Here is a 13,291-nt window from a genome sequence, read left to right on the forward strand (position 1 = left end):
GCGGCGATTTGATTAGCAATTTGCGATCGCCTGACTCATCCTTTCACTTTAGTGCTTATTCCACATAGCTTAGAGCTTTTTTGATTGCCATTCAGTTGTTTCGAGCAAACTCAGCGAATCTGAATGGATTCATGATGACTTAGTATTTTTTGGAAAAAACAAATGAATAAAGTTGCAAAAGTCACAATTTTCTTCTGGATTATGAAGATTATCGCCACTACACTCGGTGAAACAGCAGGTGACTTTATCTCAATGACTCTTGGGCTAGGCTATTACATAGCTTTTGCCGTAACGTTCGCCATCCTAGCTATTCTCTTATTTTTTCAAATTCAATCTGACAAATATATTCCAGCTCTTTACTGGATGGCTATCATCGCCACAACCACAGCCGGAACTGAAGTTTCTGACTTGATGGATCGATCTTTCGGGCTGGGCTACGCAGTGGGATCGCTGATTCTGGTAGCCAGTCTCTTAAGCGTTCTTGCTATCTGGTACTACCGCGATCGCGATCTGAGCGTTTATCCCATCATCAGGAAAGACGCAGAAACCACCTATTGGCTGGCTGTGGTATTCTCCAACAGTTTGGGAACGGCTTTTGGTGACTTTCTGACCAGCAACTTAGGACTAAGCTATATTCAGGGCGCATTGGTGACAGCCAGCGTCATTGGTGTTGTTATAGCCCTTCACTACATGACAAAGCTAAACGATATTCTCTTATTTTGGCTCGCTTTCATCTTCACACGCCCCTTTGGAGCCACCTTCGGAGATTTTTTGACTAAGCCAGTCAAAGATGGTGGTCTCTCATTACCAAGGGAATATGCGTCAGCAATCGCCTTTATCTTGCTAGCACTTGTCCTATTCTTTTCTGTGCGAAAGGAGAAAAAAGTACGTCATCCAGTTAAGTAGAAAACAAATGCTTATTTTGAAAATTTTTCCTAATTTTAGCTAATAACGGTATTTCCGCCGACCTAAGCTAGCAGTAGCTAGGTCTTTTGACTATAAATAACATTTAAATATGCTACGACAACTTTCTCATTTCTGGTTGCGTTATATACATCCTCATTTAGTTACATTAATTGCCGCTATTGGTATTGTTGGACTTGTTAGTTGTCTGCTCATTCTTTTTGTTTTAGCAAAACTAGCCGAAGAGTCTTAGAGCAAGAGGCTTTTGCATTTGATACTAGTTTTTTGTTATGGCTACATCAGTTTGCTAATCCCAAATTAGATAATTTCATGTTGTTTATTACAAATCTTGGTAATCCTCAAACTGTAGTTATAGTAGCAGGAGTTACTTTGTTATTGCTTTGGTGGCGACGTTATCGAGAAGACGCAAAAATTTTTGTACTTGTTTGCTGGGGAGCGTTAATTTTAAATACAGGGCTAAAGTTGTTTTTTTCTAAACCTCGTCCTGAACTGTGGCATCAATTGATTTCTGAAAAGTCTTTTAGTTTTCCTAGTGGTCACGCACTTGGTTCTATGGTGCTTTATGGTTTTATTGCTTATGAGTTAGCTACTGCCTATTCTCATGTTGCCAAAGTTATTTACAGTTTCACAGTTATTTTAATTGCTGCTATTGGTTTGAGCCGCTTATATTTAGGAGTCCATTGGCCCACAGACATAATTGCAGGTTATGGAGTCGGTTTTTTGTGGTTGATGATATGTATGACAATGCTTAAATTACAGAAATTAAGGTAAAACAATTAAGAGAATATGTATGTAGAAAATTTTTTGATTCGTCCCTCCTAACTGTTGTATCTCGATAATAATAATTATACTCTCAATTTTTAATACAGTATAATTTTGCTGGTATAAAATTATACTGTATTAATTTGACTGATGCCCAATATATTCCTACTCCTAACGCGGTGGACAATATTGCTGCACTCCTGGAGGTAACTTCTGACACATCTGCTGGAATGTTTGGGGACTAAGTTGTGACCAAGCTAATAATCCTAAGCCTGTACCGCCTACTAGCAAGGCGAATAATCCACCAACTAGCACTAACGGTTTGCGGCGACTGCGGCGGCTGGTTTTTTTGACTCTGACTGGAACCGGATCGGGTTCATCTGGGAGCGATAAATCTAGCAATGCTTGAGAGCTTTCTGCTAAGACTGATTCTTCCTCCTCTTGATATATTTCAATTTCGGCTGGTTCTGGTTCTGGAATCTCTACTAATGGTGGCGGTGGTGCAACTGGGACTAAGTATTCTTTAGAAACGCGATAATGAGTTAGCACAACGGAAGTATTATCATGGCCGTTTCTCTCATTGGCAAGATTAATCCATTCCTCGGCAGCTTCTTCGACTGTCATTTCACCTGTTAGCACTGGTACAGCGAAACCTCGCCAACAATTTTCTACCCAGTTATTATCGCTTAACCCATCCGAACACAGTAATAAAATGCCCTCCTCATCGAGGATAAAGCGCTTAATTACCAGCCTTAAAGATTCGGCATCTTTTGTACCTAAAGCTTGAGTGAGGGCATTGGCATCATATCTTTGGAGTGCGTGCCTATACAAACTCCTAGCAGAACGCACTTCTCTAGTGACGACATCATCATCTACTGTGAGTTGTTGGCAGTAGTCACGGGTTATCCAGTAAGCACGGCTATCACCTACATTCACTATATAAAGCTCGTGGGCGTTATCTGCTTGCCATCCAGAGGTGGTTAATATTCGTTGGGGTACTTGTACAGCCATGACTAGTGTTGTCGCCATGCGTTCTCTACCTTGGCGCTTTTGTTCATCGTTACGCGCACTGATGAGGTTGTTAGCTACCCGCAAGCTGGCTTCTAGTTGTTCCTGCAATAAGTCGGGCGGTACAATTTCTGGCTGTGCGGCTACTTCGGCAAGTAAAGCACGCATCTGCAATTTTAAAGACTGCACCGCCAATTGACTCGCCACCTCACCCCCCTGGTGTCCGCCAATACCATCGCAAACGATCGCCAAATTTGATATTAATAATTCCTGGGAGTCAATAGCAGTATTGGGATAACAAGTATCTTCATTTTGGCTGAGTTCGGGGCCTGTATCCGTTGCCCCAGCTATGTTAAAAGATAATGGTAATTCGCCGGCTGCGGTGAGTAATAATTTATTGAGTTGAGTCGCAATAGTTTCTAACTCTACCTCTGAAGCCATCTGCTGGGTTATGTTTTGCAACTCTGAGGTGACTGAGGTTTTAGCTAACTCTAGTAAAGGTTGCCAGAAATCACTTAAATCTTTTAATGTCGGCTGTGCTGTGCTGGGGTTGAGTTCTAATAATCGCACACACCAACCTTGAACTCGTACATTATCTGACTTCAACAAGTTATGAGCCAGCTTTAATTCTGATAAGGGTGTCCACAGTTGGAGAATTTGCCACAGCCAGTAAACTTGCCTAACTGCTTTAGCTTGTTCCCAGGCATTGATAATAGCTGGGTAGATATTGCCTTCGTCATCTATAGGGACATTTTCTAGTAACAAAATATCCTCTGCGCCTTCTTGTCCAGAGGAAACAAAACCATAAACTTGGGGGAGATGCGATCGCTCTGGATATAAGCGAAGATAAGGCAGAATATCTGGTGGCAATTCTTCCGGTGCTTCTGCTAATATTCCAGGGCGAGTATCTAGCCAAACCTGCTGTTTAACGACCTCATATCTATCTGCTACTTTCGTACCTAGTGGAATTTCGGCTGCACCTGAGCCAGTAGCCCAGAGATAACGGTGAACTAAAGGAGTTTGACAACTAGCACAAACACGCTCTCCTACAGGATTAATCGGCTGCTCACAGTTTTGATTTATGCAATAAACTATTCGTTCGGTAGAAAGCATACAGGTATAAATTTTAAAATTAAATTAACTCGTGAAGTTCGATTAACTTTAGCTGTCAAAGGCTTGAAGGCTAGAATAAACTGGTTTTGTGTACCAGTGGTTACACATTGTTACTGATTTTAATCAATATTTTTGGGAACAAAAGACTAAATTCCCCTTTCTGGAAGCCGTTAGTGAGTGTGTGTATTTAATCTTGAGATATTGAAAAATTCTTGTTTGAATGTAGTGTCTAGGATGGCGCTATGCCAACTTTTACCTTAATCTGGCTCATCGGCGGAGCAGTTCTTTGTTTAACAGAACTGTTTTTACCATCGGCTTTTGTCGCCTTCATGCTGGGAATTAGCGCTTTAATTGTGGCGTTAATATCTCAACTTGGCTTGCCTTTATGGTTGCAAGTTGTGGCTTGGTTGTCTCTTTCCACCGCTTTGATTTCGCTTTCTCGGCGATTTTTACAACCACAACGGCGTAAGTCAAAAATTCGGGATGCAGTTGTTGCAGAAACCTTAACAGAAATTCCGCCTGGGCAAGCAGGACGAGTTCTATACGAAGGCAATTCTTGGCGAGCAAAATGTGACGACGAGAAAATCGCAGTTCCTCCTCATCAAAGAGTTTATGTAGTGCGGAGAGAAGGGACGACTTTAATTGTGATGCCAGAGAATTTGTTGGGTTTTAGTCATTAGTCATTGGTTATTGGTCATTAGTCTACAGTTACTTCTTTTGTTATAACTACTACTTAAATATCAGGAGATTTACAATGGAACAGTTATTTTTACTCATCGTTTTGGCGCTTGGTGGTTCTGCTGTGGCGGGGTCTGTGAGAGTTGTGAGTCAAGGTAATGAAGCTTTAGTAGAAAGATTGGGTAGCTATAACAAAAAGCTAGAACCAGGACTAAATTTTGTCATTCCTTTTATCGATAAAACCGTTTACCAAGAAACTATCCGGGAAAAGGTTTTAGATATTCCACCCCAAAAATGTATTACCCGTGACAACGTAGGTATTGAAGTAGACGCGGTGGTTTACTGGCGAATTGTCGATATGGAAAAAGCTTGGTACAAAGTGGAAAATCTCCAGTCGGCAATGGTGAACTTAGTACTTACGCAAATTCGCTCGGAAATGGGACAGTTGGAGTTAGACCAAACCTTTACTGCTCGTTCTCAAATTAATGAACTTTTGTTACGGGATCTAGACATTGCCACCGACCCTTGGGGTGTGAAGGTGACAAGGGTAGAACTGCGAGACATCATCCCCTCCCAAGCAGTGCGGGAATCGATGGAATTACAAATGTCCGCAGAAAGACGCAGAAGGGCAGCAATTTTAAATTCTGAAGGTGAACGGGAAGCCGCAGTTAATTCTGCCAAAGGTAAAGCTGAAGCGCAAATCTTAGATGCAGAAGCCCGGCAAAAGTCGGTAATCTTACAAGCAGAAGCAGAACAAAAAGCTATAGTCCTCAAAGCCCAAGCAGAACGTCAACAACAAGTCCTCAAAGCTCAGGCGATCGCAGAATCCGCAGAAATTATAGCCCAAAAAATCAACTCAAATTCCACCGCCAGCGCCGCATTAGAAGTGCTGTTGGCTTTAGGCTATCTAGATATGGGTTCCACCATCGGTAAGAGCGATAGCAGCAAAGTCATGTTCATCGATCCCCGGACTATACCCGCAACTCTAGAAGGTATCCGCTCTATTGTTTCTGATAGTTCACAGTCAATAGTCAATAGTCAACAGTCCACAGTCAATGGTCAAAGTACAGGATTCTAACTAATGACTAATCTCACTCGTTTGCTCCACTTGGCATGTACCACACAACCCAAAAAACTCTAGAGTGTGGTAAAAAATCTTAAACTTATGGGCAGTTTGTAACTGATCTTCCAAATCGTGAACAGGGCATTGATGGATGGGAATTGATGCACCACATTGTAAACAAGTGAGATGGTGTTTATCTTGCTGCGCTAGGCTGTAGAGGGCTTCTCCATTAGCTAAAGTCCGCACCTGCACTAATCCCTCTAGTTTTAACGCCTCTAAAGAGCGATAAACTGTTGCTAACCCCATACTTTGATTGCGGTTACGGAGTTCAACATAAATATCTTGGGCAGAAATGCCTTGTTTAATGGTTTGCAACAAGTTTAAAATGCGCTCTTGGCTGCGGGTGCGTATGGCTCTCATAGACTGTTGTATAAATATGCCACTGGATTAGAAGCTTTGATGCTGCCTAATTAATAAATTAACTTTAACGTCTTGATTAACTTATTTTTACTCAGTTGGAACAGAAAGTTATAGTATAGCGATCGCAGCTTTCAGCAAAATCCCGTGCAAACCAAATATCTAGCCAAAATTTTCGTGACGCTACGTCCTTCAGTTTTAGATCCAGCCGGCGTGGCTGTACAATCCGGCCTGCAACAAATGGGATACGATAACGTAGAAAATGTACGCATCGGTAAGTATATAGAACTCACCATTACCACCAATGAGAAAGCCAAAGCTCATGAAGATTTAGACCGCATCTGTGACCAAATGTTATCCAATCCTGTAATCGAAAATTACCGTTATGATTTGATTGAAGTCGAAACCCAGACGGGAGTATTTTAGGGAGTGGGGAGTGGGAAGTAAGGGGAGATGAGGGAGTAGGGGGAGATGAGGGAGAAATTTTTGCCCTTTTCCCTTTCTAATGACCAATGACTAATGACTAATGACTAATTTATGAAATTTGGTGTTGTTGTATTTCCTGGTTCTAATTGCGATCGCGATGTTGCCTATGTCACTAGAGATTTGCTCGGACAACCAACTCGCATGGTTTGGCATCAAGAGACTGATATTGCCGATTTGGATGTGGTGATTATCCCTGGTGGTTTTAGCTACGGCGACTATTTGCGCTGTGGTGCGATCGCTCGGTTCTCGCCTGTGATGCAGCAGGTAGTGGAACATGCACAAAAGGGTAAGTTAGTGCTAGGTATTTGTAATGGGTTTCAGGTATTAACTGAAGCCGGATTGTTACCTGGGGCATTAACGAGGAATCGAGATTTGCATTTTATTTGCGATCGCGTCCCTCTCAAGGTTGAGAGTACAAGTAACCCTTGGACTCAAGGTTACAACCCTGGTGAAGTCATCACCCTACCAATTGCCCACGGCGAAGGCAGATTTTATGCGGATGAGGCCACTTTATCCCAGATTGAAGATAATGGGCAGGTGGTGTTCCGTTATGCGGATGAAAACCCCAACGGTTCCCTAAATAACATAGCCGGGATTTGCGATCGCAAAGGCAATGTTTTAGGGATGATGCCACACCCAGAAAGGGCCTCTGACCCTGTGCTTGGCGGTAACGATGGATTAAAGTTATTCCAAGGGTTACTGGAAAAGGTGGTGGCGTTGGCGTAATGTTAACCTACGCATCCATCATAGTTAAACAAGATAGAGGCACAGTCAGGCTGTGCCTTTCTCAATTTTATTAACGTACTTATTTGAATTATTTATGAGGAATAAGTTAAACACTACAACAAGACTGTATTTATTAATTACAAATTACCCGAATGTCAATTTCTAATGAAACTAGAAAATTTATTAAATGGATACAATCTTTTGACTATCGTCTTTTAAAAAATAAGGATGATGTAGAGATAAATTTTATCGTACCCATGTTTCATTATCTCTCTTATCCTGAGAGTTATTGTACTAACACTAAAAATATTGAAAGTATTCGTATTTATTATTCTACTGATGAGGTATTAAAACAAAATTCTGAAACATCTTTAATCATCGCCCTATATATAGAACCTAATTCTTATAATTTTTCAGAAGCTATAGAACGAGCAAGATTTTACAGTACATATTTAAAACCTTCACTTTTTCTATTAACTAATGGCTATCATGTAAAAATTTTTAAATATTTTATTTATCATCAAGAAGAATTAATTCTTGATAAAAGTGTTGATTCTTTAAAAAATACAGGTATAGCTACTGATTTCTATAATAATTATAATTTCAATACAGTCAAAAACATCGATAAGAATACAGCTAATATTTTAAAATATACACAATATAGTTTAATTGAGAAATCATTAAGACGGTATAATTTACAAGAGATTGTAGCGAATACAGACTTTAGACCTGCTATTTTTCGAGAAGGCGATCGCCTAACTGTTGTTAAGCCTAAAGTAGTCATAGAATGTAACTTACCCAAAGCTTTCAAAGAAGGCAGTTGTCAAGTTCAATTTAGTAGCATCATTTTAAGAGGACTGAGAATTAGTCTCAATCATCAGTATATTTTAGGAAAACTAATGACAGGACTAAACACCCGTCCAGAATGGGGTTGTCGGAGTTTTCTTAAGCAATTAGATGATAATGCTTTTGAAGTAAATTTAGGTCAAACAACAATCATTTTATCTGACTTAGAAACGGCAGACTTATGTTTATGTATTGATATCGTTGGTCAAGAATATAAAAAAGCAATTATTGCCTCAGAAGATGCCTTAGAAACTTGGAATTTTGAATTTACACAATTCTTAGGTGTACGAGGAGTAAATTTATTTTCAGTTGATGCCAAACTATGGCGCTTAATGCACAGCTTCGCCAACGAGTTCAATTATGTGCAAGGAAAATCCGAATGGCATTTATTCCAACAAGAAGATATATCGATTCGTGTCAGTCGGGGAATACGGGATCATGCTTTCATCTTACCCAAACCCGTCAATTACTTATCCATATTACCCAACGGCACAATTAATATAGTCTATGAAATCAATGACGTTCACCTACAATCTTTAGAAAAAGGTGAAATGAATACATGGCAACAAGATATAGGGCCACGCGGCACTTGGACAGCGAAATATACTCAACAATGGTTATTACATCAATTTATTCCTAAAGTTATTGATTACTATTCCGAAAAATATCCTTTATCCGAGGAAGATTTATTAAATAATATTGTAACTAATAGTAATGAACGTTTTGTAATTACACAAATTTATGATATCAAAGAATTAATTGTTTATCTTCAGGATATACAATCGTGGCTGCATAGTTATCAAGAAAATATTATATCTACATTACTAGCAGTATATTACAGAGCATTTACTAATTTAATACGCCATACTGATTCATCAATATCAGGCATGGATTATATTATCCGTAACTTATCTTTAATTGAATCTAATAATACAAGAGATAGCATCAACAGCAACTTTCAAAAATGGAATTTTAAAGATGTAATTTCTTATTTAGAGGCTCAAGTAGGTAGGATAAATAATTATCAATATGAAAATAGTTTTAACGCAGTTTTAATTACTCGCATATTTATCTGGGTTATAGAAAATGGCAAAATAAGTTTTTCCCAATCCCAGTTAAATGCAGCTAAGGAAGCCTTACAACCTCTGTGGGAGCAAAGTCGTTTTGAAATGCGCCATGTTTACCCAAATCGTTAAGGGAAAGTGATCGCTTACTAAACATAAACTATCTATGTTGGCTATAAAAATTATTGCTAAAATAAAAAATTAAAGAATGCTAAAATTTCAAATACATATGATATTTGCACAGCTATGACAACGACGCTGCACAAATCTATTACCTTAGCAGAGTTTCTCAAACTACCAGAAACCAAGCCTGCTAGTGAATTTATTGATGGTTATATCTACCAGAAACCAATGCCACAAGGCAAACACTCCCGCATACAATTAAAGCTTTGTAACTCAGTTAATCAAGTAGCTGAAGAACAGGAAATTGCTTTAGCTTTACCAGAATTACGTTGTACATTTGGTGGACGTTCAATTGTTCCTGATGTTAGTGTTTTTACTTGGGAACGGATTCCTTTTGATATTAATGGGGAAATTGAAAATAGTTTTGCAATTCACCCTGATTGGACGATTAAAATCCTTTCCCCAGACCAGAGTACAATCAAGGTAATTAGAAATATTATCCATTGTCTAAAATATGGTACTAGACTAGGATGGTTAATCGATCCAGATGAGCGCATAGTGTTGGTATTTTTGCCAGGACAAGCACCTTTAGAGATGAGTGGAAATGAACTATTACCTGTACCGGAATTTTTAAAGCTAAATTTAACAGTTACACAAGTATTTGCTTGGCTAAAACCAACCAGAACTAGCCAATAAAATTATTAGGTTTACTTTAATTAGCATTATTCAAATGGCGATCGCCGACGGCGGGGCGTAGCCCATCGCACCCTCAAAACTATATTATGTTCCCGCACGAGAGCGAAGATGATCGGGTATATGATGGCGATCGCCTAGTATCTCTAATAAAGGGCCATGAACGTCAAATTTAACCATACTTACCGACGCGACTAAAATATTCACCCGATAGCGATAGCGCCCTAAATCAATTCCCAGTAAACTGCAAAGCATAATCCGAATCGTGGCTTTATGAGAAACTACGAGTACATTACCTTGGGGATATTTTTCTTGAATTTCCGCAATTACAGGCATAGAACGGTTAGCAATATCTACCGCCGTTTCCCCACCTTTAGGTGCATTCCAAGCTGGTTCTGTTAACCATTTCACATAGTTTTCTGAGTAATTATCTTGAGCAAAGGATTTACTCTTCGCTTCCCATTCGCCGTAACTACCTTCTCTGAGTCCGTCACGCAACTGCATATCTATACCGATAGCATCACAAAATGGCTTGGCAGTTGCAATTGTGCGCTTCATTGGGCTAACATAAGCAGCTTCCCACTTTAATTTTTTATAAACATCGGCAAAACTCTCTGCCATCTGTATCCCTTCAGAAGTCAAATCCGCATCAGTTTCACCACAGAAATTACCACTTTGACTAAAAGTAGTTTCTCCATGTCGCAGGAAATATAAATTAAGTGTCATAGCTTTTATTCCGATTAGATCAAGGAGTTGGCGCAACAATAAAATACCATCAATCTCATAATCGGGTATGTTACACCAGGACAATTTTTGTCTATCTGCTGGTGAGATTTTGCTCGTAGTCTTAGGTGATACTAATTCGTTACTGCAAAGACACAGAGAGAAGTTTATGGCGATTTTTTACTGCAAACAACGAATTGCTACGAGTAAACCTCTGGCTTTATTTAAGGTTTCTTCATATTCCTTTTCTGGTTCAGAGTCAGCCACTAAACCTGCACCAGCTTGTACAGTTACGGTCTGGTCTTTAACTACCATTGTGCGAATAGCGATCGCTATTCTCCAGCCAACAATAACATTTCAGCACATAACTGTTCACGAATCCAAAAACCATTATCAATTCAATTAAATCATCTAATATCGGTTTTACCAGTGGTACAAAACCTTGTTTTTTAGCTGCTAGTAAAATCCCTAATACTCCAGTAACGCGCATACCAGCTTGAATCGCTTCATTTCTACCCTTTCTCTCATCTATCAGCAGTCTATCAGCTTTTAACTCAACGGCAAGGGTTATAGCCTCTGCTTCACCTGGGTCAAGTTTAACTTGTAGAGGTTGAAGCAGAGTAATATTTGTGATAGGTACAACTTGAATCCAATCTAGAGTTTGAATTGCTAGTGTACCTGGGTCTGTAGCTCCAGAATTGAGAATTTCTTGATAAACAGTTGGTGGAATAACTACATTCCCATAAAGTTTATTTAACAAACTTAACTGCCTAATTGCAGCAAGATTGCTGATAGGAGATGTGTTACTAACAACAATTAGCGCCAATCGTTTAGTTTTAATGTTTTTACATCCTCTCTAAGTTCAGCAATATCATAGTGGAGAGGAATTTTACGATTAGCCAATAAGCGCTGAAATTCTAATTGATTCATTTGGGCAAAATTACTCGCCTGTCCTAGAGTAAAACGCTCTTGTTGAAATAGCATAATAGCAATTTCTTGAAGCATTTCAGTTTCAGACATCTGTATTGTTTGTAATACCTCGTCTGGAATTATAAGGCTCATATTTTAATTAGCTTATTTGCTTCGCGTAGCGGTACTACCTAATTGATTTATTCTACTCACTGCAAACAACGAATTGCGACAAGTAACCCTCTAGCTTTATTTAAAGTTTCCTCATATTCTTTTTCTGGTTCAGAGTCAGCCACTAAACCTGCACCAGCCTGTACAGTTACGGTCTGGTCTTTAACTACCATTGTGCGAATAGCGATCGCACTATTTAATTGTCCTTCAAAATCGTAATATCCATACACACCAGAATATACACCCCGGCGGCTGGGTTCTAATTCATTAATAATTTCCATCGCCCGAATTTTGGGTGCGCCGCTAACTGTCCCGGCGGGAAAACAAGCTTTCAATAAATCCCAAGCGCTTTTATCTTTGGCTAATTTCCCCACAACATTACTCACAATGTGCATCACATGAGAATAACGCTCAACTACCATCAATTCATCAACTTTTACACTCCCGCTTGCACAAACACGCCCTAAATCATTACGTCCCAAATCTACCAACATGACGTGTTCGGCAATTTCTTTGGGGTCTTGGAGTAAATCTGCGGCGAAATCTGCATCTTCCTTCGTTGTTTTACCCCTTGGACGTGTTCCCGCAATGGGACGCACTGTAGCTACTACTTCACCATCGCCATCAAGTTCTGCTTTCACCATGACTTCAGGACTGGAACCGATGATTTGCCAGTCTTGGAAGTTAAAATACGCCATGTATGGCGAAGGATTTATTTGCCGTAGGGAACGGTACAAAGCGAAGGGATCGCCTGTGTATTGGGTGGAGAGGCGCTGCGAAATGACTACTTGAAAGATATCCCCAGCTTTGATATGTTCCTTAGCTTTTTGGACGCTGGCGCAAAATTCTGGACGAGTGAAGTTGCTGCTATATTCTTGTGTTTCCCCCGCCTTGTGGGTTCCTGGGGGTGTCCATTCTAAGATGGTTTTTTGTGGGGATAGAGGTAAAGATAATTTATTTACCATCTGACTGACGCGATCGCACGCTTGCTGATACGCTGCTTTTAAATCTACATTGGGGTCACGTAAATCAGCATAGGCTACAGCCCAAATTTTCCGCTTCACTTGGTCAAATATCAACAAGTGGTCTACCTGCATCCACAACCCATCAGGAATGTTGCGTTCATCTTGAGGATGCACTGGTACACGCTCTTCTATCCAATGAATTAATTCATAACCCCAAAACCCAAATAAACCGCCAATTCCCGGCGGTAGTTGGGGTAACTTGACTGGTTGATATGGTGCGAGACAATCAGCTAAAGTTGTAAATGGGTCGCCTGTAAACACAACCTGCGAACCATCACGGTGGGTTTGCGTAGTTGTTTCCCCCCTAGCTTCCAAAACCCATAAAGGATTACACCCCACCAAACTATAACGCCCGATTTTTTCCCCACCTTCCACCGACTCCAGCAAAAAGCTGTGAGGTTCCCCAGCACAAACTTTGTACCAAGCCGAAACGGGGGTATCTAGGTCTGCCACCCATTCCTGATACACTGGCACAAAATTACCTTGTGCAGCTAACTGCGAAAATTGAGAGAAATCGGGAAAAATCATAGGCGAATTAAGGATATTAGGTAGTGCTGAGT

The 13,291-nt window shown here is 40.1% G+C and carries 13 protein-coding genes and 2 pseudogenes; 8 read left to right on the top strand and 7 right to left on the bottom strand.

Features of this window, described 5'->3' with window-relative positions:
• Positions 1-162 precede the first annotated feature (162 nt).
• Together NSMS1_RS28470 and NSMS1_RS28475 are read left to right on the top strand one after the other, a co-directional pair.
• Entirely contained in the window at positions 163-906 is a 744-nt protein-coding gene (locus NSMS1_RS28470) for a hypothetical protein (RefSeq protein ID WP_224087979.1), read from the top strand.
• 109 nt (positions 907-1,015) lie between these two features.
• Positions 1,016-1,695 (top strand): annotated as a pseudogene (locus NSMS1_RS28475) (phosphatase PAP2 family protein).
• Positions 1,696-1,857: 162 nt separating this feature from the next.
• Here the strand turns inward: NSMS1_RS28475 and NSMS1_RS28480 are convergent.
• Positions 1,858-3,807, bottom strand: coding sequence for a PP2C family protein-serine/threonine phosphatase (locus NSMS1_RS28480; protein ID WP_224087980.1), 1,950 nt, complete (start codon positions 3,805-3,807; stop codon positions 1,858-1,860).
• A 242-nt stretch (positions 3,808-4,049) separates the two neighbouring features.
• On the opposite strand from NSMS1_RS28480, the gene NSMS1_RS28485 reads away from it, so the two are divergent.
• Together NSMS1_RS28485 and NSMS1_RS28490 are read left to right on the top strand one after the other, a co-directional pair.
• Entirely contained in the window at positions 4,050-4,487 is a 438-nt protein-coding gene (locus tag NSMS1_RS28485) for an NfeD family protein (protein ID WP_224087981.1), read from the top strand.
• A gap of 74 nt (positions 4,488-4,561) precedes the next feature.
• Entirely contained in the window at positions 4,562-5,563 is a 1,002-nt protein-coding gene (locus NSMS1_RS28490; protein WP_224087982.1) for an SPFH domain-containing protein, read from the top strand.
• Here the strand turns inward: NSMS1_RS28490 and NSMS1_RS28495 are convergent, their stop codons facing one another.
• Positions 5,564-5,968 carry a Fur family transcriptional regulator gene (locus NSMS1_RS28495; protein WP_224087990.1) on the bottom strand — a complete coding sequence of 135 codons (405 nt, stop codon included), beginning with the start codon at positions 5,966-5,968 and terminating at the stop codon, positions 5,564-5,566.
• A gap of 144 nt (positions 5,969-6,112) precedes the next feature.
• On the opposite strand from NSMS1_RS28495, the gene purS reads away from it, so the two are divergent.
• The 4 genes from purS (at position 6,113) to NSMS1_RS28515 (ending at position 9,906) form a co-directional block, all read left to right on the top strand.
• Positions 6,113-6,391 carry a phosphoribosylformylglycinamidine synthase subunit PurS gene (gene purS, locus NSMS1_RS28500; protein WP_224088009.1) on the top strand — a complete coding sequence of 93 codons (279 nt, stop codon included), beginning with the start codon at positions 6,113-6,115 and terminating at the stop codon, positions 6,389-6,391.
• Between the two features lie 111 nt (positions 6,392-6,502).
• Positions 6,503-7,177, top strand: coding sequence for a phosphoribosylformylglycinamidine synthase subunit PurQ (gene purQ, locus NSMS1_RS28505; RefSeq protein ID WP_224088011.1), 675 nt, complete (start codon positions 6,503-6,505; stop codon positions 7,175-7,177).
• Positions 7,178-7,329: 152 nt separating this feature from the next.
• On the top strand, positions 7,330-9,219 hold the full coding sequence (locus tag NSMS1_RS28510) for a hypothetical protein (RefSeq protein ID WP_224088013.1): 1,890 nt from the start codon (positions 7,330-7,332) through the stop codon (positions 9,217-9,219).
• 114 nt (positions 9,220-9,333) lie between these two features.
• Positions 9,334-9,906, top strand: coding sequence for a Uma2 family endonuclease (locus tag NSMS1_RS28515; protein WP_224088015.1), 573 nt, complete (start codon positions 9,334-9,336; stop codon positions 9,904-9,906).
• Positions 9,907-9,990: 84 nt separating this feature from the next.
• Here the strand turns inward: NSMS1_RS28515 and NSMS1_RS28520 are convergent, their stop codons facing one another.
• From NSMS1_RS28520 to trpE, 5 genes and pseudogenes are all read right to left on the bottom strand, one after another.
• A complete protein-coding gene (locus tag NSMS1_RS28520; RefSeq protein WP_224088017.1) occupies positions 9,991-10,629 on the bottom strand; it encodes a histidine phosphatase family protein in 639 nt (212 codons plus the stop codon).
• A gap of 177 nt (positions 10,630-10,806) precedes the next feature.
• Positions 10,807-10,959, bottom strand: a pseudogene (locus NSMS1_RS28525) (chorismate-binding protein); the annotation flags it as partial.
• A complete protein-coding gene (locus tag NSMS1_RS35505) occupies positions 10,931-11,116 on the bottom strand; it encodes a DUF3368 domain-containing protein (protein ID WP_411908698.1) in 186 nt (61 codons plus the stop codon). The gene NSMS1_RS35505 and the pseudogene NSMS1_RS28525, both read right to left, overlap by 29 nt.
• 326 nt (positions 11,117-11,442) lie before the next feature.
• Positions 11,443-11,688 (bottom strand): UPF0175 family protein, encoded by a 246-nt coding sequence (locus NSMS1_RS28535; RefSeq protein ID WP_224088021.1) that lies wholly within the window; start codon positions 11,686-11,688, stop codon positions 11,443-11,445.
• 56 nt (positions 11,689-11,744) lie between these two features.
• On the bottom strand, positions 11,745-13,259 hold the full coding sequence (gene trpE / locus NSMS1_RS28540; RefSeq protein WP_224095380.1) for an anthranilate synthase component I: 1,515 nt from the start codon (positions 13,257-13,259) through the stop codon (positions 11,745-11,747).
• Positions 13,260-13,291: the final 32 nt, after the last annotated feature.

Source organism: Nostoc sp. MS1, assembly GCF_019976755.1.
Taxonomy (GTDB): Bacteria; Cyanobacteriota; Cyanobacteriia; order Cyanobacteriales; family Nostocaceae; genus Trichormus.

Coding starts and splice junctions, on each gene's coding strand:
- NSMS1_RS28480 (WP_224087980.1), bottom strand. CDS start 3,807: ATGCTTTCTACCGAACGAATAGTTTATTGCATAAATCAAAACTGTGAG.
- NSMS1_RS28490 (WP_224087982.1), top strand. CDS start 4,562: ATGGAACAGTTATTTTTACTCATCGTTTTGGCGCTTGGTGGTTCTGCT.
- trpE (WP_224095380.1), bottom strand. CDS start 13,259: ATGATTTTTCCCGATTTCTCTCAATTTTCGCAGTTAGCTGCACAAGGT.
- NSMS1_RS28495 (WP_224087990.1), bottom strand. CDS start 5,968: ATGAGAGCCATACGCACCCGCAGCCAAGAGCGCATTTTAAACTTGTTG.
- NSMS1_RS28520 (WP_224088017.1), bottom strand. CDS start 10,629: ATGACACTTAATTTATATTTCCTGCGACATGGAGAAACTACTTTTAGT.
- NSMS1_RS28485 (WP_224087981.1), top strand. CDS start 4,050: ATGCCAACTTTTACCTTAATCTGGCTCATCGGCGGAGCAGTTCTTTGT.
- NSMS1_RS28510 (WP_224088013.1), top strand. CDS start 7,330: ATGTCAATTTCTAATGAAACTAGAAAATTTATTAAATGGATACAATCT.
- NSMS1_RS28535 (WP_224088021.1), bottom strand. CDS start 11,688: ATGAGCCTTATAATTCCAGACGAGGTATTACAAACAATACAGATGTCT.
- NSMS1_RS28515 (WP_224088015.1), top strand. CDS start 9,334: ATGACAACGACGCTGCACAAATCTATTACCTTAGCAGAGTTTCTCAAA.
- NSMS1_RS35505 (WP_411908698.1), bottom strand. CDS start 11,116: ATGCGCGTTACTGGAGTATTAGGGATTTTACTAGCAGCTAAAAAACAA.
- NSMS1_RS28470 (WP_224087979.1), top strand. CDS start 163: ATGAATAAAGTTGCAAAAGTCACAATTTTCTTCTGGATTATGAAGATT.
- purQ (WP_224088011.1), top strand. CDS start 6,503: ATGAAATTTGGTGTTGTTGTATTTCCTGGTTCTAATTGCGATCGCGAT.